16 protein-coding genes are annotated in these 19,765 nt (G+C 50.4%); 5 read left to right on the top strand and 11 right to left on the bottom strand.

Going from position 1 to position 19,765, the window contains the following annotated elements:
• Window positions 1-3: 3 nt before the first annotated feature.
• On the bottom strand, window positions 4-1,113 hold the full coding sequence (locus tag ACZRKO_RS00875; protein ID WP_463735399.1) for an ElyC/SanA/YdcF family protein: 1,110 nt from the start codon (window positions 1,111-1,113) through the stop codon (window positions 4-6).
• A gap of 174 nt (window positions 1,114-1,287) precedes the next feature.
• Window positions 1,288-2,109 carry an HMP-PP phosphatase gene (cof, locus tag ACZRKO_RS00870; protein ID WP_463735398.1) on the bottom strand — a complete coding sequence of 274 codons (822 nt, stop codon included), beginning with the start codon at window positions 2,107-2,109 and terminating at the stop codon, window positions 1,288-1,290.
• Window positions 2,110-2,342: 233 nt separating this feature from the next.
• Here cof and ACZRKO_RS00865 point away from each other — a divergent pair, with 233 nt between their 5' ends.
• Together ACZRKO_RS00865 and queC are read left to right on the top strand one after the other, a co-directional pair.
• Window positions 2,343-4,043 (top strand): SgrR family transcriptional regulator, encoded by a 1,701-nt coding sequence (locus ACZRKO_RS00865; RefSeq protein WP_463735397.1) that lies wholly within the window; start codon window positions 2,343-2,345, stop codon window positions 4,041-4,043.
• 89 nt (window positions 4,044-4,132) lie between these two features.
• Complete coding sequence (queC, locus tag ACZRKO_RS00860; protein ID WP_463735396.1) at window positions 4,133-4,831, top strand: 7-cyano-7-deazaguanine synthase QueC; 699 nt, start codon at window positions 4,133-4,135, stop codon at window positions 4,829-4,831.
• Between the two features lie 84 nt (window positions 4,832-4,915).
• Here queC and ACZRKO_RS00855 read toward each other — a convergent pair whose 3' ends face one another.
• The 9 genes from ACZRKO_RS00855 to bolA all read right to left on the bottom strand — a co-directional run bounded on the left by ACZRKO_RS00855 (window position 4,916) and on the right by bolA (window position 15,658).
• Complete coding sequence (locus ACZRKO_RS00855) at window positions 4,916-5,317, bottom strand: YbgC/FadM family acyl-CoA thioesterase (protein ID WP_463735395.1); 402 nt, start codon at window positions 5,315-5,317, stop codon at window positions 4,916-4,918.
• Between the two features lie 120 nt (window positions 5,318-5,437).
• A complete protein-coding gene (locus ACZRKO_RS00850) occupies window positions 5,438-5,824 on the bottom strand; it encodes a ComEA family DNA-binding protein (RefSeq protein ID WP_463735394.1) in 387 nt (128 codons plus the stop codon).
• A gap of 137 nt (window positions 5,825-5,961) precedes the next feature.
• Window positions 5,962-7,842: a peptidylprolyl isomerase gene (ppiD, locus tag ACZRKO_RS00845; RefSeq protein WP_463735393.1), complete on the bottom strand. Its 1,881-nt coding sequence runs from the start codon at window positions 7,840-7,842 to the stop codon at window positions 5,962-5,964.
• A 167-nt stretch (window positions 7,843-8,009) separates the two neighbouring features.
• The gene (hupB, locus tag ACZRKO_RS00840) at window positions 8,010-8,285 is read right to left on the bottom strand and encodes a nucleoid-associated protein HU-beta (protein ID WP_140470871.1); all 276 of its coding nucleotides are present in this window, start codon (window positions 8,283-8,285) and stop codon (window positions 8,010-8,012) included.
• A gap of 217 nt (window positions 8,286-8,502) precedes the next feature.
• The gene (lon, locus tag ACZRKO_RS00835; protein ID WP_463735392.1) at window positions 8,503-10,857 is read right to left on the bottom strand and encodes an endopeptidase La; all 2,355 of its coding nucleotides are present in this window, start codon (window positions 10,855-10,857) and stop codon (window positions 8,503-8,505) included.
• Between the two features lie 192 nt (window positions 10,858-11,049).
• Window positions 11,050-12,324, bottom strand: coding sequence for an ATP-dependent protease ATP-binding subunit ClpX (gene clpX, locus ACZRKO_RS00830; protein WP_463735391.1), 1,275 nt, complete (start codon window positions 12,322-12,324; stop codon window positions 11,050-11,052).
• A 194-nt stretch (window positions 12,325-12,518) separates the two neighbouring features.
• Entirely contained in the window at window positions 12,519-13,142 is a 624-nt protein-coding gene (gene clpP, locus ACZRKO_RS00825) for an ATP-dependent Clp endopeptidase proteolytic subunit ClpP (RefSeq protein ID WP_463735390.1), read from the bottom strand.
• 437 nt (window positions 13,143-13,579) lie between these two features.
• Window positions 13,580-14,884 carry a trigger factor gene (gene tig / locus ACZRKO_RS00820; protein ID WP_463735389.1) on the bottom strand — a complete coding sequence of 435 codons (1,305 nt, stop codon included), beginning with the start codon at window positions 14,882-14,884 and terminating at the stop codon, window positions 13,580-13,582.
• Between the two features lie 459 nt (window positions 14,885-15,343).
• The gene (bolA, locus tag ACZRKO_RS00815; RefSeq protein WP_463735388.1) at window positions 15,344-15,658 is read right to left on the bottom strand and encodes a transcriptional regulator BolA; all 315 of its coding nucleotides are present in this window, start codon (window positions 15,656-15,658) and stop codon (window positions 15,344-15,346) included.
• A gap of 366 nt (window positions 15,659-16,024) precedes the next feature.
• Between bolA and ACZRKO_RS00810 the strand changes: the two genes are divergently transcribed.
• The 3 genes from ACZRKO_RS00810 (at window position 16,025) to cyoA (ending at window position 19,765) form a co-directional block, all read left to right on the top strand.
• Window positions 16,025-16,603, top strand: coding sequence for a lipoprotein (locus ACZRKO_RS00810; RefSeq protein WP_463735387.1), 579 nt, complete (start codon window positions 16,025-16,027; stop codon window positions 16,601-16,603).
• A 175-nt stretch (window positions 16,604-16,778) separates the two neighbouring features.
• A complete protein-coding gene (ampG, locus tag ACZRKO_RS00805) occupies window positions 16,779-18,257 on the top strand; it encodes a muropeptide MFS transporter AmpG (RefSeq protein WP_463735386.1) in 1,479 nt (492 codons plus the stop codon).
• A gap of 554 nt (window positions 18,258-18,811) precedes the next feature.
• Window positions 18,812-19,765: a cytochrome o ubiquinol oxidase subunit II gene (gene cyoA, locus ACZRKO_RS00800; protein ID WP_463735385.1), complete on the top strand. Its 954-nt coding sequence runs from the start codon at window positions 18,812-18,814 to the stop codon at window positions 19,763-19,765.

Below are 19,765 nucleotides of genomic sequence, written 5' to 3'. Positions count from 1 at the left end.
GCATTAACGCTCTTCGAGCGGATAGCTACGGAAACTCCACAGACCCATCGTTTTCAGCGCGTCGCGGTAAATCCCCTGCTTGTCACCGTCAGAAACTGTCTGCAGTTCGGCTAAAGGCTTATCGATAGCCGCAACCGAAACATAACGGATATCTCGCGGGCCGGTTTCCCAGCTGGCAATAGTGAACAGCGCCTGAGCGCGCCGTACATGGCTGCCGGAGCTGACAATCACAGCATTTTTGATGCGATGTTTTGCCAACGCATACCGGCTGAACAACGCATTTTCCACCGTAGAACGGGCAAAGTTATCCTGATAAATCCGTTTGCTGTCGATGCCCTTTTCCACCAGCCATTGCGACATCAGCCTACCTTCCGTCTGATGGCTTTGAGGTACGCCACCGGTGACCACAATCAGCGCGTCCGGTAACTGTTTGGCGAGTTCCAGCGTTTTCGCCAGACGCTGGATAAGCACCTTATTCATTGAACCATCGGGGTCGAGCGCATAACCGAGCGTCACAATGGCGGTCGGGCCGGTGAAAGATTTAGCAACGTCCGCAGGCAAGGTATCGCGCAGTGGCATTGAGGTGACTTCATCAATCACCGCAAAAACTTTCTTCAGTTGATCTGCCCGGCCCGGATTGAGCTGTTGCAGTTCAGCCATCTGCGAATCAACGGCGGCCGTGTTGCCTTTGTAACGCTGCCACGCGGCGATATAACTGTGGGCATCGACGTCATCCGGCGCGATGTCGAGGATCTGCTGGTACAGCATGAGCGCCTTATCGACATTTTTATTGTAGATGTACGCACTGGCGGTGCTGAACAGCAGGTCAGCGCGGTAAGGCTCCAGTTTACTCGCCTGTTGCAGGCGATCGGCAACTATCTCCATGTTAGTGGGCAGTTTGCCAGTGAAACCAGCATCAGAAACACGGGCCGGAGATTTAAACGCGGTTAGCGCGTCCTGGATCAGGAAATCGACGGTCTGGCGCTCGGAAATGTACTGTTGGTAATCAGCCTGCGGCTGAAGCGTATTAATGGCCCTGGCGGACACATTGGCTGAAATCAATAAAGTTAAAGCAAGTGCAATACGGGTTGCCCCATGAGTAGCGATCATCATTTTATCCTTAACGGGTGAACTACCTGTCGGGACTATAGATAAAAGCGCAGTTGAGTAACAGACAGGCAAGGTCAGATCGGGGAACTATATGAAATCCCTATGACAATTTTGTGACGTCGGTACGAGACAGGCAGAAAAAAGCCGGGACAGATAGCCCGGCTGGCTGGAATAACCTTAATATTCGGGGGAATAGGTGAGGTGTGGTGAATTCAGCCAATGTTGTAAAAAGTGGGACACCGCCTGATTCTGGCAGTGGCCGATAACTTGCAGATGAGGAGATTGCTGTTTGAGCACCGGCAGCGCGTTGCCCATCACCAGCCCCATGCCGACGCTTTCCAGCATTTCGCGGTCGTTCATCGCATCGCCAAAAGCCATGCATTCGGACATCTCGATATTCAGACCTGACGTCAATAGGGCCAGTGCACTGCCCTTATTACTGCCAGCTGGCATGATATCCAGACAGTCCGCAGCGGAGAAACAGAGGTCGACGCGTGAGCCGAAGTGGGCTTCTATCGACGGCACTAGCTCAAGCAGGACGTCATGCGGTGCGGTAAAACAGACTTTACTGTTGCCAGTGACCGGCAGCTTTGACAGCTCGCACAGCTGATAACGAAAACCACTGAACTCATGCGGGACTAATAACTGCGGGTCATCGAGATCGGTAAACCAACCTTCGTCACGAAAAACATGCAGGCTGGCAGACGTATTCCAGTGGGTATTTAGCAGCTCTTGTGCACAATCTGAAGGTAAGTCACTGCCGTGCAGACGATTGCCGGCCAAATCATGAATGCGGGTTCCGTTGCCGGTAATGAGATATCCCTCCAGACTCAGATTCGACAGAATATCTTTCATCTCAAGGTAATGGCGGCCGGTCGCAAACGTCAGCGTCATCGGTTTTTCGGCCAGCTGACTCAGGGTCGACAGTGTCTTCTCACCCAAGCGGTGATCGGGCATTAACAGCGTGCCGTCCATATCAAATGCAGCCAAACGAAACATAAAACCTCGCGATTACCCGACAGAACAGCATGAAAAGAGTTTTCTACCTGGCTGTCTTGGAGAAAGTTAGCGATGTAAGTATGCCGCCAGATTTACGGAAGTAATAGTGAACACTTTATGAATAGTGTTCCGGATTTAGATCACAGTATGCCGCTCTGGTTGATGTCGCAGCCCTGTGGCTCGGATATGCTGAACACCTTCTAGTGGACTTTCATGGATGTTCCGGATTTCCTATGCGATTACAAAACCGTCTTAATCAGTATCAGCGGCTGTATGTAAAAGTGGGCAATCAGCCGGCGGCGCTGACCGTGGCCGATCTGGCCGGAATCTTCTGTTGCAGTGAACGTCATACACGTACCCTGCTGACGCAGTTCCAGCATGCTGGCTGGATTAGCTGGCAATCGCAGGCGGGTCGCGGGAAGCGCGCCTCGATTCAATGCCTGACGTCGCCGGAAAGTTTACGTGAATCCTATTTGCAACAGTTGCTGAAAAACGGCGATCACTCAGCAGCTTTGCAGCTCAGTGAAATGGACCCCAAACACCTCAATGCATTGCTGGCTCCCCATCTTGGCGGACAGTGGCAATCCGATGCCCCGACGCTGCGCATCCCCTATTACCGCAGTATGCAGCCGCTGGATCCGCAAACCCTGACCGGACGTGCAGAACAACATCTGGCGCATACGCTGCATGCTGGCCTGACGCATTTTATTACCGGAGAGCCTCTTCCCCAGCCCGATCTGGCGCACCACTGGCAGATCAGCAACAACGGGAAGACCTGGCGCTTTTTCCTGCGCAGCCAACTCTACTGGCACAACGGTGAGCCGGTGACTGCCGGACAATTATGTCGCGGCTTTGAAGCGCTGCTCCAGTCACCGCGTAGCAGGCACAGTCTGGCAACAGTTGCCCAGATCAGCCAGCCACACGCCCTCTGTCTGCAATTCGATTTACATGCGCCGGATTACTGGCTGGCTCACCGTCTGGCTGACCTGAACTGCTTGCTGGCACATCCGGATGACGCACTGTGCGGTGCAGGGCCGTTTCGTCTGGCAAGTTTTGCGCCGGAACTCGTCCGCCTCGAACAGCACGCCTACTATCATTTGCAGCATCCTTTTCTGGCCGCGATTGAATTTTGGATCACACCGCAGCTTTTCGCGCAGAAAGACAACGTTAGTTGCCAGCACCCTGTACGTATTATGTTAGGTGAGCAGGATGAAATAGCCGATGTGAAGCCGGTGAAACGCAGTACCAGTCTGGGCTTTTGTTATATTGCGGCCAATTTGCGGCGCGGGCTTTTATCCTCAGAGCAGGCGCAGAAAATCATTATGATCATTCAGCGATCCGGACTGCTCAACAGATTGCCCATTGACCCCGATCTGGTGAAACCCAGCAAAGAGATGCTGCCCGGATGGCCGATCCCCGAACACGATGTCCCGCAGGTCATACTGCCAGCGAAACTCATATTAGTCTTTCATCCCCCGGTGGAACTTGAATTTGTCGCCGATGCGCTGAAAAGCAGCCTGGCTGCTGAGAATTGTGAACTGGAAATCCGCTACCACCCCGGTCGTTTGTGGGACGACGAAGCATCGCTAGCCACCGCCGATCTGCTGCTCGGAGACCGCTTAATCGGCGAAGCGCCTGAAGCCACGCTGGAAAACTGGCTACGACAGGATCCGCTGTGGTCGGGTATTCTTAGCGATGGCGACATTCGCAAACAGCAAGAGCAATTATTGTCTGTTCAGCAAATTCCGCTCGCCAATAAACGAGCCGAGGAGTTGCGGGATCACTTCTATCACCTGATGAAATGCGGGATCATCACGCCGCTGTTTAACTACCAGTATCAGGTTAGTGCACCACCGCGGGTGAATGGCGTACAGCTAACCGCGTGGGGATGGTTTGATTTTTGTCAGGCGTGGATCCCACCGCCGCTGCCCTGACTTTTATATCAGGCTAAAGGGCAGTACCATGGGCGAAAATTTTAGTGCCAGCGCGTCTGGCATAAGTCTGAGTAAAACAGGTAAAACACATGAAAAGAGCAGTGGTGGTTTTTAGCGGTGGTCAGGATTCAACAACCTGCCTGATTCAGGCATTGACGCAATATGGCGAAGTGCATTGCATCACCTTCGACTATGGTCAGCGACATCGTGCAGAGATCGACATTGCCCGAAAACTCTCGGTAGAGTTGGGTGCGAAAGCCCACAAGGTGCTGGATGTTGGCCTGTTGAATGAACTGGCAGTCAGCAGCCTGACCCGGGACAACATTCCAGTCCCTGCTTTAGGTGAAACAGAAGATAACGGCCTGCCAAGTACCTTTGTTCCGGGGCGCAATATTTTGTTCCTCACGCTGGCGGCAATTTATGCCTATCAGATTCAGGCCGAAGCCGTGATCACCGGCGTATGTGAAACTGATTTCTCCGGTTATCCGGATTGCCGCGACGAATTCGTCAAAGCCCTAAACCATGCTGTTTCACTGGGCATCGCCCGCGATATTCGCTTTGAAACGCCCCTGATGTGGTTGAACAAGGCTGAAACATGGGCACTGGCGGATTATTATCAGCAGTTGGATCTGGTGCGCCAGCAGACTCTGACCTGCTATAACGGCATTGCCGGTGACGGCTGCGGCGAGTGCGCAGCCTGCCATTTACGTGCCAACGGTCTGCAGCAGTATCAGCAGGACAAAGACGCCGTCAGCGCCAGCCTGAAGAAAAAAATCGGCCTGCGTTAATTGCGGATTTTTGCTGACCGGGTTTGAGGCTTCATAGCCGGTCAGCCACTCTTTCACACCTGAGATTTTCATCTCCAACGGCAATTAACTCTCTTTTAGCTCCAGCTCCCGCAGTCTTTCCAGTAATTCACCTTCCAGCGGCAAAGCCTTTTGCGTTCGCAAATCAATGCAGACGAACGTCAGGGTAGCATCGGCGACAATGTCCCCTTCCCGCGTGATCACCTGTTCTATGACGCCACTGCGGCCATTGAGCTGTTGAAGGCTGCTGTCGATGCGTAATACATCCCCCAACGTGGCTGGTTTGCGGTAGTTAATATTGATATTGACGACGATGAACGCGATTTTGTTAGCGCTCATCCATTTGAAACCGCTCTTGTTATCGAGCCACTCCCATCGGGCGGACTCCAGAAACTCAAGATAGCGGGCATTATTAACGTGCTGATAGACGTCGATATGAAAACCGCGAACCGTGATAAACGTATGCATAATCTCTTCGGGCTCCTGAGATAGGGGGGTCAAGTGATGAATCTGAACTGGTCAGATGTCTTGAAAGATTAGCAGAAGAAAACGGCGATAACCGTTAGCAGGTTATCGCCGCGACATCCGTCACAGTTTCAGACGGTCCTTGTTACGTTCGAACAATGCAGTGCCAATTCCCGGCACTTCCTGTAATTGCTCAATGGCAGTGAACTGCCCCAACTCTTCACGATAACTGATGATCGCCTGTCCCTTCTTCAGCCCTACACCGTTCATTACCCGCGCGAAGTCCTCCGCTGACGCCGTATTAATATTGACTGTGGCGTCATCCGTCGTGATAGCTTGCTCCTTTTTGGCTACGGACGTTCCCGCTTTACTGGCGGGAGCCTGAGCCACAGCAGGCGTGGTGGTAGCAACCTGACTGACCGCCAAAGGTGCTGCCTGAAGCATAACGGGAAGCGTGGAGAGACCCAAAGCCAGGGCCAGTGAGAGTGAAGTAATACCTAATTTTTTCATGCTGTATCCTCCATGTGTTTTCAGCACGGACAGAGTGCAGCAAGTTTTATCAGGCAACAATTGGCAGATTCAAAATGTGGAAAAGGCCGCGAAAGCGGCCTTTTGTTGTTGCAACGCGTTGCAAATATTTGCGGCGTTTACTGGACTTGCGCGGCAGAGCCCAACTTAATTTTGGCTTCCTGACGCAGGTTTGTCAGCAGTGCATCAAAGGTCACGTTGGACGAGGACTGTTGTAGTTCCTGCTCAAAACGTGCCGTTTCATTATCTGGCAGAGTCCCCGGATTAACCGCGGTCAGCTCAACGAGAACGCTATTACCTTTTTCATCCTGAGACAAACCGTATACCGGCTGATCTTTTTGCGGATGCGGTAAAGCATAAACATTTTGCTCAAATGCAGAAGGCTGCTGACTACGCTGAACTTTCTGCACATCACCAAAGCTCAGACCCGCCGCTTTCAGTGCTTCATCGCCTTTACCGGCTTTGAGGGCGGTCAGCAGTTTCTCACCATCCATACGCGCCTGGTTTTCGGCTTTCTGACGCTTCACTAACGCGATCACTTGATCTTTAACATCAGCAAAAGGCTTAAAGCCTTCAGCTTTGTGCGCATCAACGCGCACAACAAAGGCACGATCACCGTCGACGGTAATGATGTCTGAGTTGCTGCCCGGCGTACCGTCCTGCCCAATCAACCCGCCTTCAAAAATAGCCTGAACAACAGGTTTGAAGTTGATACCAGCCGGGATAGTTTGTTGAGTAAACCAGTCAGTGTGTGTCGCTTTCACGCCCGCAACTTCTTCGGCAGAAGCCAAAGATTCGTTGTCGTTATTCGCGGCTTCGCTGACTTTCTGCTGCAATGCGTAATACGCATCCACGGCTTTCTCTTGCTTGAGTTTATCCACGATGCTGTCATGCACCTGAGCCATTGGTTTAATCTGCTCAGGTTTTACATCTTCGAGACGCAGAATGAAGAAACCACTGTCAGATTTAATCACATCGGAGATCTGGCCTTTTTCAGTCAGATTGGCGCTCTTGAATTCTGGCAAGGTGGTTTCAGGCTCAACCCAATCCATCATGCCACCCTGCTTACCGCTCAGGGTATCGACGGACTTAGTTTTTGCCAGCGAGGCGAAATCAGCGCCTTTTTTCAGCTCAGCGGCGACGGCATCGGCATCCGCCTGCGTTTTGAGTACGATAACGCTGTATCGGCGACGCTCAGGCTGACCGAACTCACTCTGGTGCTGGTCATAGTAAGCAGTGACGTCGGCATCGGTAACAGTCGATTTCCCCTGCATAGCTGCTGCATCCATTTCTATGTAGCTAACTTTTACCTGCTCAGGAGAGACAAAGTTGTTCTTGTTCTGATCGTAGAACGCCTGCGCTTCGCTGTCACTGACCTGCTGTTTCGCAGCCAACGCCGTGGTATCTAAAGTCACGGTGCGAACGTCACGTTCTTGCAAAAGCAATTCAGACATGGCTTTAGTTTCAACCGGCAGAACGAAATCTGACGTGCCAAAAGCCTGAGCAAGCTGTTGACTGACCAATTGCTGTTTCATCAATTTAGCAAAATTGTCTGCGCTGTAGCCCATGCCCTGGATACTTTGCAGATATTTAGCGTTATCGAAACGGCCATCAGTCTGGAATTGTGGGGTCGCCAGAATCGCGTCTTTGATCTGTTGATCGCTGACGGTAATACCCAGTTTTTTGGAATACTGATCGAGCAACGTGACGTCAATCAGGTTGTTCAGCGATTCCTGACGCAGCTGCTGCATATAGCCTTCGCTGCCTGCCAGCGCAGAGAATTGATCCCCTAGCTGTTGTTGCAGTCGGCTACGCTGGCTTTGCACCGCTTCTTCCAACTGACCACGTCCTATTTCCTGACCATTCACTTTCGCTGCATAGTCGCCCGAACCACCGGTCAAGTAGCTACTCATCCCTGTCAAAACAAAGGACAGAATAATCAGGGCCAGAATGATTTTGAGCACGACGTGACTGGACGCCGCGCGTAAATTGTCCATCATAGTGAGGCAACACTCCGCTGTAATAAAAAAAGCGCATCGATTCCGATGCGCCTTGTATCTTACCTTACCAGCCCGGTGACGTCAGGTTATTGTTTAACAACCAGACCTGAGAATGAAAGCACGCTATGGCTTTCGTCTCACAGGGATGACGCCTGACCTGCAAGTAATTAACCGTTGACTGCGTCTTTCAACGCTTTACCAGCGCGGAAACCAGGTACTTTTGCCGCAGCAATGCTGATTTCTTTGCCAGTCTGTGGGTTACGGCCTGTACGCGCAGAGCGCTCACGGACCGAGAAAGTACCAAAGCCAACCAGAGCAACTTCTTCCCCAGATTTCAGAGTGTCGGTTACCGATCCAAGTACTGCATCCAATACACGCCCAGCAGCCGCTTTAGAAATATCAGCACCAGCGGCAATTTTGTCGATCAATTGTGACTTATTCACTCTATTCATCCCCTCTAGAAATTCTATCGTCACGTCGCATTTTCCCTGCGAATATGACAGCGCAGCTGTTATATCAAGCTTGTCAGGGCTATGCAAGCGGCTGAAAGCAGCCAGAAACTCTCTGACAAGCTGTCTAACTTAACGGCACAAAAAAAGGCTGGCAAGTGAGATTTCACCTGCCAGCCCGAGTTTTATATTACTGTGATGGTCTTGATCACTATTTTGTGGCAACCGGCAACGCACCGAAGGCTGGATTTTGCAGTGCAAAATTCAACACATCATCAATGCGTTTCACCGGATGGATCACAAGATCGCCTAAGACGTTAGCCGGGATCTCTTCCAGGTCGCGCTTATTATCATCAGGGATCAGCACCACTTTGATGCCCCCACGGTGTGCGGCCAGCAGCTTCTCTTTCAGACCACCGATCGGCAGAACCAGACCACGCAGGGTGATTTCCCCGGTCATCGCCACGTCGGCACGAACCGGGTTACCGGTCAGACAGGAAACCAGGGCGGTACACATCGCGATACCGGCGCTTGGACCGTCTTTTGGCGTAGCCCCTTCAGGTACGTGAACGTGGATATCACGTTTCTCGTAGAAGTCAGGGTTAATACCCAGTTTATCCGCACGGGCACGTACCACTGTCAGCGCCGCCTGGATGGATTCCTGCATGACTTCACCCAGAGAGCCGGTGTAGGTCAATTTACCTTTACCCGGCACGCAGGCAGTTTCGATAGTCAGCAGTTCACCACCGACTTCGGTCCAGGCTAAACCAGTTACCTGACCGACGCGGTTTTCGGTATCAGCACGGCCGTAATCCACTTTCTGCACGCCAAGGAAATCTTTCAGGTTGTCGCCGTTGATCTCAATGTGCTTGAGGGTTTTATCCATCAGCAATTGTTTGACCGCTTTACGGCACAACTTAGAAAGTTCACGTTCCAGGCTACGCACGCCCGCTTCACGGGTGTAGAAACGAATAATGCCGATGATGGCGCTGTCGTCGATCGTCAGTTCGGTCTTCTTCAGGGCATTACGCTCAATCTGTTTCGGCAACAGATGCTGTTTCGCGATGTTCAGCTTTTCATCTTCGGTATAGCCGGACAGACGAATCACTTCCATACGGTCCAGTAACGGTGCCGGAATGTTCATTGAGTTGGACGTCGCGACGAACATCACGTCTGAGAGATCGTAATCGACCTCCAGATAGTGGTCGTTAAACGCCACGTTTTGCTCTGGATCCAGCACTTCCAGCAGAGCAGAAGCCGGGTCACCGCGCATGTCCGAAGACATTTTGTCGATCTCATCTAACAGGAACAGCGGGTTTTTAACGCCCACTTTCGCCATTTTCTGAATCATCTTACCCGGCATGGAGCCGATGTAAGTGCGGCGATGCCCACGGATTTCCGCTTCATCACGCACCCCACCCAGCGCCATACGGACATATTCACGGCCAGTTGCACGGGCAATGGATTGTCCCAGTGAGGTCTTACCCACACCCGGAGGCCCAACCAGACAGAGGATCGGCCCTTTAATTTTGCTGACGCGCGTCTGCACAGCAAGATATTCAAGAATACGGTCTTTGACACGTTCGAGGCCAAAGTGGTCGGTATCGAGAACTTCTTGCGCTTTACGCAGATCTTTCTTCACTTTGCTGCGGGCATTCCATGGCACCTGAAGCATCCAGTCGATATAACCCCGTACAACGGTGGCTTCGGCGGACATCGGCGACATCATTTTCAGCTTTTGCAGCTCAGCTTCGGTTTTTTCACGCGCTTCTTTCGGCATTTTTGCCGCATCGATTTTGCGTTTCAGCGCTTCGTGTTCGTCAGGCGCATCGTCCATTTCGCCCAGTTCTTTCTGAATCGCTTTCATTTGCTCATTCAGATAGTACTCACGCTGACTCTTTTCCATCTGTTTTTTGACACGGTTACGGATGCGTTTTTCAACCTGTAACAGGTCGATTTCCGATTCCATCATCGCCATCAGATATTCCAGACGCTCTGTGATATCAAACATTTCCAGTACGGATTGTTTGTCACTGAGTTTCAATGGCATATGTGCGGCAATGGTGTCAGCCAGACGGGCTGCGTCTTCAATGCTATTGAGTGACGTCAGCACTTCCGGTGGGATCTTTTTATTCAGTTTGATATAGCCTTCAAACTGATTAATGGCGGTGCGAACCAGAACTTCCTGTTCGCGCTCGTCCACGGCCGGTGATTCAAGGTATTCAGCCTGAGCAGCAAAGTGCTCTCCGCTGTCAGACAGCGTAGTAATACGTGCGCGCTGTAAACCTTCAACCAGGACTTTGACAGTACCGTCAGGCAGTTTCAGCATCTGCAATATGGAGGCAACTGTGCCTACAGAGAAAAGATCGTTAACACCCGGCTCATCGGTAGACGCTTCTTTCTGCGCAACCAGCATGATTTTTTTGTCGTGATCCATCGCAGCTTCGAGGCAGCGAATCGATTTTTCCCTGCCAACAAACAACGGGATCACCATGTGCGGATAAACCACCACGTCGCGCAAAGGCAAGACGGGGATTTCTATGCGTTCGGAACGCTCAGGGTTCATAGAGCTCTCTCTTAGTTTAGCTTCCGCCAGGTTAAGGAAATCTCGTGAAACACGAGTCAAACGGGTTTCAGCAAGTCGTTATCTGAGTATATGGGGATGAATATCTGACATTCAACGACAAGAATGCGAGTAAAAAAAAATGGGGGACAAAATCCCCCATTTCTTCACTAACCTTATGGAACAGTTGGCTAATTATTCGCCAGATGCCTGTTGCGCTTCAGGTTTACCATAAATCATCAGGGGTTCTGACTGACCCGAAATAACGGATTCATCGATAACCACTTTCTCAACGCTGTCCAGTGATGGCAGGTCATACATGGTATCGAGCAGTGCGCCTTCAACAATTGAACGCAGACCACGCGCACCTGTTTTACGTACCATCGCTTTTTTGGCAATCGCCACCAGCGCTTCATCACGGAATTCCAGTTCAACACCTTCGAGGTTGAACAATGCCTGATACTGCTTAGTCAGCGCATTTTTCGGTTCTTTCAGGATCTGGATCAGCGCGTCTTCGCTCAGTTCGCTCAGGGTAGCGACAACAGGCAGACGGCCTATAAATTCCGGGATCAGACCAAATTTGATCAAATCTTCCGGTTCAGCCTGAGCCAGTAACTGACCTTCAGTGGCTTTTTCAGACTTACCTTTCACTTCAGCACCAAAACCAATGCCAGTACCCGTGTTAATACGCTGTCCAATCACCTTATCCAGACCGGCAAACGCGCCGCCACAGATGAAGAGGATCTTGGAGGTATCAACTTGCAGGAACTCCTGCTGAGGATGCTTACGTCCGCCCTGAGGTGGAACCGCAGCAACGGTACCTTCGATCAATTTCAGCAGCGCTTGCTGAACACCTTCACCGGACACGTCACGAGTGATCGATGGGTTATCAGACTTACGGGAAATTTTATCGATTTCATCGATATAAACGATCCCGCGCTGCGCTTTTTGTACGTCGTAATCACATTTCTGCAGCAGTTTCTGGATGATGTTTTCCACATCCTCACCGACGTAACCGGCTTCGGTCAGCGTGGTGGCATCAGCCATGGTAAATGGTACATCCAGGAAACGTGCGAGCGTTTCAGCCAGCAACGTTTTACCGCTACCAGTAGGACCGATCAGCAGAATGTTGCTCTTGCCTAATTCGATACCATTAGTGGTATCGCCATTACGCAGGCGCTTGTAGTGGTTATAAACCGCCACAGCCAGAACCTTTTTAGCGGGTTCCTGCCCGATGACGTAGTCATCGAGGTGTTGGCGGATCTCATGGGGAGTCGGCAGTGCACTGCGTTCGCGGTGCGGCGCGACTTCTTTAATCTCTTCGCGAATAATGTCGTTACACAGATCGACACACTCATCGCAGATATACACTGACGGCCCGGCAATCAGCTTACGCACTTCATGCTGGCTTTTGCCGCAAAAAGAGCAGTACAGCAGCTTTCCTGAACCGTCTTTGCGCTTATCTGTCATCAGTAAACCTCTTCTTTAGTATCTGTTCCGCAAAAATACTCGGTACGGCCATGTTAATCGCTGCCGTGTTGACGGCGGATGGCTGTTATGTCGGTGATAGGCGAAACGCAGCACTCACAATAAAACTTATGCGTCAGCCCGCGTTGCCTCAGTATGACTTAACTATAGACCATCAACCCGGCAGATTTAAGCCGTCATTCGCGATGGGTAAATACGGAGTCAACCAGTCCATACTCTACAGATTCTTGTGCTGACAAGAAACGGTCACGCTCGGTATCGCGCTCGATCTCTTCCAGCGATTTGCCAGTATGCTTCGCCATCAGCTCATTCATACGGGATTTCACTTTCAGGATCTCTTTGGCGTGAATTTCAATATCCGTCGCCTGTCCCTGGAAACCGCCCAGAGGCTGGTGAATCATGACGCGTGAGTTTGGCAGGCAGAAACGCTTACCTTTCGCCCCTGCAGTTAACAGGAACGCGCCCATTGAACAGGCCTGGCCCATACAAATGGTACTGACGTCAGGTTTGATAAACTGCATGGTGTCATAGATAGACATACCGGCAGTGATCACGCCGCCCGGAGAGTTAATGTACAGAAAAATGTCTTTTTCCGGACTCTCGGCTTCCAGGAACAGCATTTGAGCCACAATCAGGTTAGCCATATGGTCTTCAACCTGACCCGTCATGAAAATAATACGTTCCTTCAGCAGGCGGGAGTAGATGTCGTAAGAACGCTCACCCCGTGAAGTTTGCTCCACAACCATGGGAACCAGTGCCATGTTCGGTGCAAATTGATCTCGTCCACTATTGTATGACATAACCGTCTCCTAATAGAATTCTCTTTGGCGCTAGTTAAACCGATTCTACTTGAGATAAGCATTGATGACTATGCTCAAGCGGCCAAGTCGCCGATTACGCGGCTGACGGTTGTTATCAGTCAGAATTTAACAGCAAAGTACTCTGCATTTGTAGTTAACAATTGGGGGAATAAACACCCTTTTTCAAGTCTGCAGTGAGATTTCTTTTCGCGACAGACACAATTTGTTCATCCCCTGGCTCTGCAAAAATGTCTGCTCGCCCTCAATTTTGTCAGCGGCTGCACCACTTACCGGTTATCTCAACTCACTTCGGTAAATATAGTGCAAAAACAACAGCAAAAAAGAAAAATGTCACACTCTGCGCATAAAAAAACCCGCAGTAAAAACTGCGGGCTTTGTTTTTGAGCATATGTAAGCTCAACAACGTACATAAAACATTATGCAGGTTGAGTTTGGTTCATCAGTTCAGTAAAGGTAGTGGCTTTCTCAGTCACTTTCGCTTTAGACAACAGAGTTTCGACCGCTTGTTCTTCCAGCGCGACGTTACGCATGTTGTTCATCAGCTCTTTATTTTTGCTGTAGAACTCAACAACTTCAGATGGATCTTCGTAAGCAGAAGCCATTTCTTCGATCAGCGCTTTAACGCGATCTTCGTCAGCTTTCAGTTCGTGCTGGCTGATCACTTCACCCAACAGCAAACCAACCACTACGCGACGTTTAGCCTGCTCTTCGAACAACTCACGCGGTAATTCCAGCGCTTGTTTTTCGTTGCCGCCAAAACGCTGTGCAGCCTGACGGCGCAGAACGTCAACTTCACCGTCGATCAGTGCAGCTGGAACATCGATGTCGTTGGCGTTAACCAGACCGTCGATTGCCTGAGTTTTGATGCGGTTACGTACAGCACCTTTCAGTTCGCGTTCCATGTTTTTACGCACTTCAGCACGCAGACCTTCAACAGAACCATCAGCCACGCCGAAACGTTTGATGAACTCTGGAGTCAGTTCTGGCAGCTCACGCACTTCAACTTTCTTCAGGGTAATGACGAATTTAGCCGCTTTACCTTTCAGATTTTCAGCGTGGTAATCTTCTGGGAAGTTTACGTCGATGGTGAATTCTTCACCGGCTTTGTGACCAACCAGACCTTCTTCAAAACCTGGGATCATGCGGCCCTGGCCCATTGCCAGAACGAAATCAGAGGCTTTGCCGCCTTCGAATTCTTCGCCGTCGATAGAACCGGAGAAATCAACAGTGACACGATCTTCTGCTGTTACAGCAGCGTCACTTTCTTTCCAGTCAGCTTGTTGCTTGCGCAGAGTTTCCAGCATGGTGTCAACATCGGCATCGTTAACTTCAACGACTGGTTTTTCAACTTCGATGTTTTCCAGATCTTTCAGCTCTACTTCTGGGTACACTTCGAATTCAACGGTGTAGTTGAAATCTTCGCCCAGTTTGTATTCACCCGGCACATATTTAGGCGCGCCAGCTGGATTGATTTTTTCTTTGATGATCGCATCAACGAAGTTGCGCTGCATCAGATCACCCAGAACGTCCTGACGAACAGAAGCACCGTAACGCTGCTCGATGATGTGGCTTGGTACTTTGCCTTTACGGAAGCCGTCAATACGTACTTTTTTAGATACGTTGACCAGTTCGCTGCTCACTGCTTTTTCAATGCTGTCAGCAGGAACAGTAATCGTTACACGGCGCCCAAGGCCTTGAGTGGTTTCAACAGAAACTTGCATCTTGTTACCTCAAAAAAATTACAGTGCTCGGTCAACTCCAGAAGTCGTTCTCAAGATGAGAAGCGTGGAAAAGAACGAACTTACCTTGAAAACGACTTCTAAGAACCGGGACAGTCCTCTATAAGAACGTAGCCCTGTATTCGAAAGCGTCCCGAAACCATTCCGGAAAAATAAGACGCGACATTATAGCGGCGCATAGACGGCGAGTCGAGGACGGTAATCCACTGCGTGGGAGGAAAAATCACATCGCGGTCAATCCCTCGAAAAACGTAGTCGATGCAAAGGCTTAAACAACCCTGTCGCCTGCCCGTCATTTATTCATCACGGCTAAAAACAGAAACGGCCCTCAGGCCGTTTCAAAATTCGCTTCTAGTAATACCGCATCTTGGGAAGAAAGTTCCACTGATACCGTATCGGGAAGAAGATCTTTGTGGTTTTTGAGAGCGGGATCCAGACCCGTCAGGCCAGAGTTCCAGCACCGCGACACGGCGGAGAAGCCGGGACGGTATCTTGTAAACCTTCCCACTCTTTTTGCGTATATGTATGCAACGCCAGCGCATGTACGCTGCCCGCAAGTTCCACGGACAACTCACCGTAAATGGCGCGGTGACGCGACAGAAAACGCTCCCCCACAAACTTATCGGATACTAGCACCACTTTGAAATGGCTCTCTGATCCTGCTGGCACATTGTGACGATAACTTTCATCAGTCACTTCCAGGTACGCAGGTTCAAACGCTGCAACTAATTTTGCTTCTATTTGCTCGCGAATCATAGCAATCTCCTCACACCGCTTTAGCAGAGAACTGCGCCCTCACTGGAACATCTGTCACCTAGTAAGGATAGGCGGGTTTACGACTTATTAGTATGTTACAGAAACAAAATTTCTGCGGCGATTGATAAAAAAGGCGATCAGTTTGTCTTACCTGATGGTATTTAGCCATCATTGCGCAAATTGGCGGGAATCATTAAATATCCATACGTCAGTTTGCTGTACTTCGTGAGATGTAAATGTAGGCAAATGTTGTTTTTTCATACCGTCAGGACTTCCCCCATAAAAAGGCGATGTTATGATGTGCGAACTTTGCGTAACCCGTCCCATTTTGCATCTTGAGTCAGATGCATTTATTGAGAATTTAACATGTTGAAAAAAATAATTTTTCCCGTGCTGGCATTATTGATGCTTGCCGGTTGCGCCACCAGCACCAACACCCTGAATATTGCACCAAAAATTACCTTACCGACTCAGGATCCTACCCTGCAGGGGATCACCATCAGCGTTAACGGCGCTGACCAACGCCAGGATCAGGCGCTGGCAAAAGTGAACCGTGATGGCCAGTTGGTTTCCCTGACACCGTCACGCGATCTGCGTTACCTGCTGCAGGAGTCTCTGGAAAAACAGATGACTGCACGAGGTTATATGATTGGTCCGAATGGCGCTGTTGATCTGCAAATCGTGGTTAATAACCTCTTCGCTGACGTTCAGGAAGGCAATCTGCGTTACAACATCACCACCAAAGCAGACATCTCCATTATTGCTACCGCGAAAAATGGCAATAAGCAGGTTAAAAACTACCGCTCAACCTATAACGTTCAGGGGGCGCTTACCGCCACCAACGATAAAATTACCAATGCGGTTAACAGCACGCTGGGCGATGTCATCAATGATATGGCGCAAGACACCAGCATCAGCGACTTTATCAAGGCTAACGCCCGGTAATTCCGCCGGTATTGGCTGACGAACTACTCCTTCTGCCCGGCACCGTCGGGCAGAACTATTTTTAGCCGTCTTCGCTTTGAAATCACGCGTTCTGCTAATCCCTTCTTTATTATCTCCCTGCATCCTTTATTATGCCCTGCGCCACTCTTTCACCGGTCAGCGGGAACACATTTGCATGGTAAGTCAGTACTTCAAGATTTTCACACAACGCAATACCCTAATCCTGCTGCTGTTAGGCTTTGCATCCGGCTTACCTCTTGCGCTGACATCCGGAACACTTCAGGCCTGGATGACGGTGGAAAATGTCGATTTAAAAACCATCGGTATCTTCTCGCTGGTCGGCCAGGCTTACGTTTTCAAATTCCTCTGGTCCCCGATGATGGACCGCTATACACCCTCATTTTTTGGCCGCCGCCGGGGATGGTTAATCCTCACGCAGTTGCTGCTGGTCGCCGCTATTTTTGCCATGGGCTACATGGACCCGTCAAAAGAGCTGTTCTGGCTGGCTGCGCTGGCCGTGTTGATCGCTTTTGCCTCGGCGTCGCAGGACATCGTATTTGATGCCTACAAAACTGACTTACTGCCTGCGGCTGAGCGAGGCAGCGGTGCGGCGGTATCGGTACTCGGGTATCGTCTGGCTATGCTGGTTTCCGGCGGGCTGGCGCTATGGATAGCCGACCGCTACCTCGGCTGGCAACACATGTACTGGCTGATGGGCGGGCTGATGCTGGTTGGCGTGGTTGCTACGATTATGGCGCCGGAACCTGATGTTTCCGAACCCGCGCCACGCACGATAGAAATTGCAGTTGTCGCGCCCCTGAAAGACTTCTTCGGACGTAACAACGCCTGGCTGATCCTGTTGTTAATCGTTATGTATAAAATGGGGGATGCCTTTGCCGGCAGCCTCAGTACCACCTTTTTGATTCGCGGCGTGGGGTTTGATGCCGGTGAAGTCGGGTTGGTGAACAAAACGCTAGGATTACTGGCGACTATCATCGGTGCGCTCTACGGCGGTATGATGATGCAGCGGCTAAGCCTATTCCGTGCGCTGATGATCTTTGGAATTTTGCAGGCGGTATCCAACGCCGGATACTGGATTCTGGCGGTGACCGATAAGCACCTTTATTCGATGGGCACGGCGATATTCTTCGAAAATCTGTGTGGCGGCATGGGTACAGCAGCCTTCGTTGCCCTGCTGATGACGCTGTGTAACCGCTCATTCTCGGCCACCCAGTTTGCCCTGCTTTCTGCCCTTTCTGCCGTTGGCCGCGTCTACGTTGGCCCGATTGCCGGATGGTTTGTCGAGGCTCACGGCTGGCCGCTGTTCTACCTCTTTTCCATCGTTGCCGCCGTGCCGGGCTTACTGTTACTGGCCGTCTGCCGCCAGACGCTGGAATATACCCAACAGACCGATCAGTTCCTGCCACGCACCGAGTTTTCAGGAAGTTACAAACTGGCCCTGCGTATGTTGTTAACCGGGACTCTCCTGCTGGCCGCCTGGCTCATCTCTCTTATGAGTAACGGACTGGGCTGGACGAACCTGACGACGTTGCCGTATCGTCTGCTTGAAGCCGGTGCACTAATTTGCCTGGTTGGGATTGTGCTTGGCAGCATGCTGGATTTTCTGGCGTTGCGCCGTCAAAAGGCAGCCTAGCTTACGCAGGCCGGTATTTTAGGAATAGGTGTCCTTGCACCAAACATCAAAGTCTGGCCTGATGTATTTTGTTGATCTGTGAAGGGTATTTTGAGCTGGTTCAACCCTAACTGACGGAATCTAATATTGTTATCGAGAGAGTAAATCGAAGCGATTTTCCCTGCGCTAAGATAAGTTTTCCTCAATAATTTATATTTAATAAGTTACAGCATCTTTCAAATACACTTTTTTTTTACCTGCTTTTGATTTTTAAATTCACCATATTTATACATCGCATTAACATTAATTAAACTTACCCAGAACATTACACTTCGCGTTAAATATTCCCCCTGAGTGCTATACCTTGTTTTTGCTCACCATAGTGGCCGTTCCCATCGCAACATATTGTTGACACTGAGAAATTGTCACTCTCCGTGACATCTGTGACCCCGTTAACATAATGTGGCAGCGGCCTGCTGACACTTCCCTAAGCGTGTTTACAGTACTGCAACCTTCCCGTAAAATGCCCGCACACATGGAGCGACAATAGAGCCCTGATTTATTGAGGTCGTTAGATGAGACTTAAGAAATACAATAAAAGTATTGGGATGTTGTCCTTATTTGCCTCTGCGTTAATGTTAAGCGGTTGCAATACGGCATTGATGGATCCCAAAGGAGCAATTGGACTCGAGCAGAGAACACTGATTTTAACTGCAATCGGCTTGATGCTGATCGTCGTTATCCCAGTGATTATCATGGCCTTGGCGTTTGCCTGGAAGTATCGTGCTTCTAACACAAATGCTAAGTACAGCCCGAACTGGTCCCATTCCAACAAAATCGAAGCCGTGGTTTGGACTGTTCCGATTATCATTATTGCCATTCTGGCAACGATAACCTGGAAAACCACTCATGCGCTTGATCCGTTCAAGCCTATCGTATCTGACCAAAAGACAATGACAGTTGAAGTCGTTGCTCTGGACTGGAAATGGTTGTTCATTTATCCAGAACAAGGCATCGCGACTGTTAACGAATTGGTTATTCCTAAAGATGTTCCGGTTCAGTTCAAAGTCACTTCTAACTCAGTGATGAACTCGTTCTTTATTCCTCAGTTAGGCGGGCAGATTTACGCGATGGCCGGTATGCAGACTCAGTTGCATTTGATTGCAAATGAAGCGGGTACCTATAAAGGCATCTCGGCAAACTTCAGTGGCCGCGGTTTCTCTGGCATGAAGTTCAACGCAATTGCGACCCCAACCCGTGCCGATTTCGACACTTGGGTAGCAAAAGTGAAGACCGCGCCTAACCAGCTGGCAACCACCGGCGACTTCAACAAACTGGCAGCCGATAGTATCGACAACCCGGTTGAATACTTCGCCAGCGTCAAACCTGATTTGTTCAAAGAGATCATTGGCAAATTCATGGGTGATATGAACATGCACAAAGGCCAGACCATGCCTATGCCAGCAGGCACAGACATGAAAGGCATGGACATGGGTGATCATGCTCACGCAGCCGGAGCCGAGGAATAA

Source organism: Ewingella sp. C233, from assembly GCF_055407225.1.
Note: the sequence above shows the minus strand (reverse complement) of the source record. Positions and strands in the feature narration are given on the sequence as shown.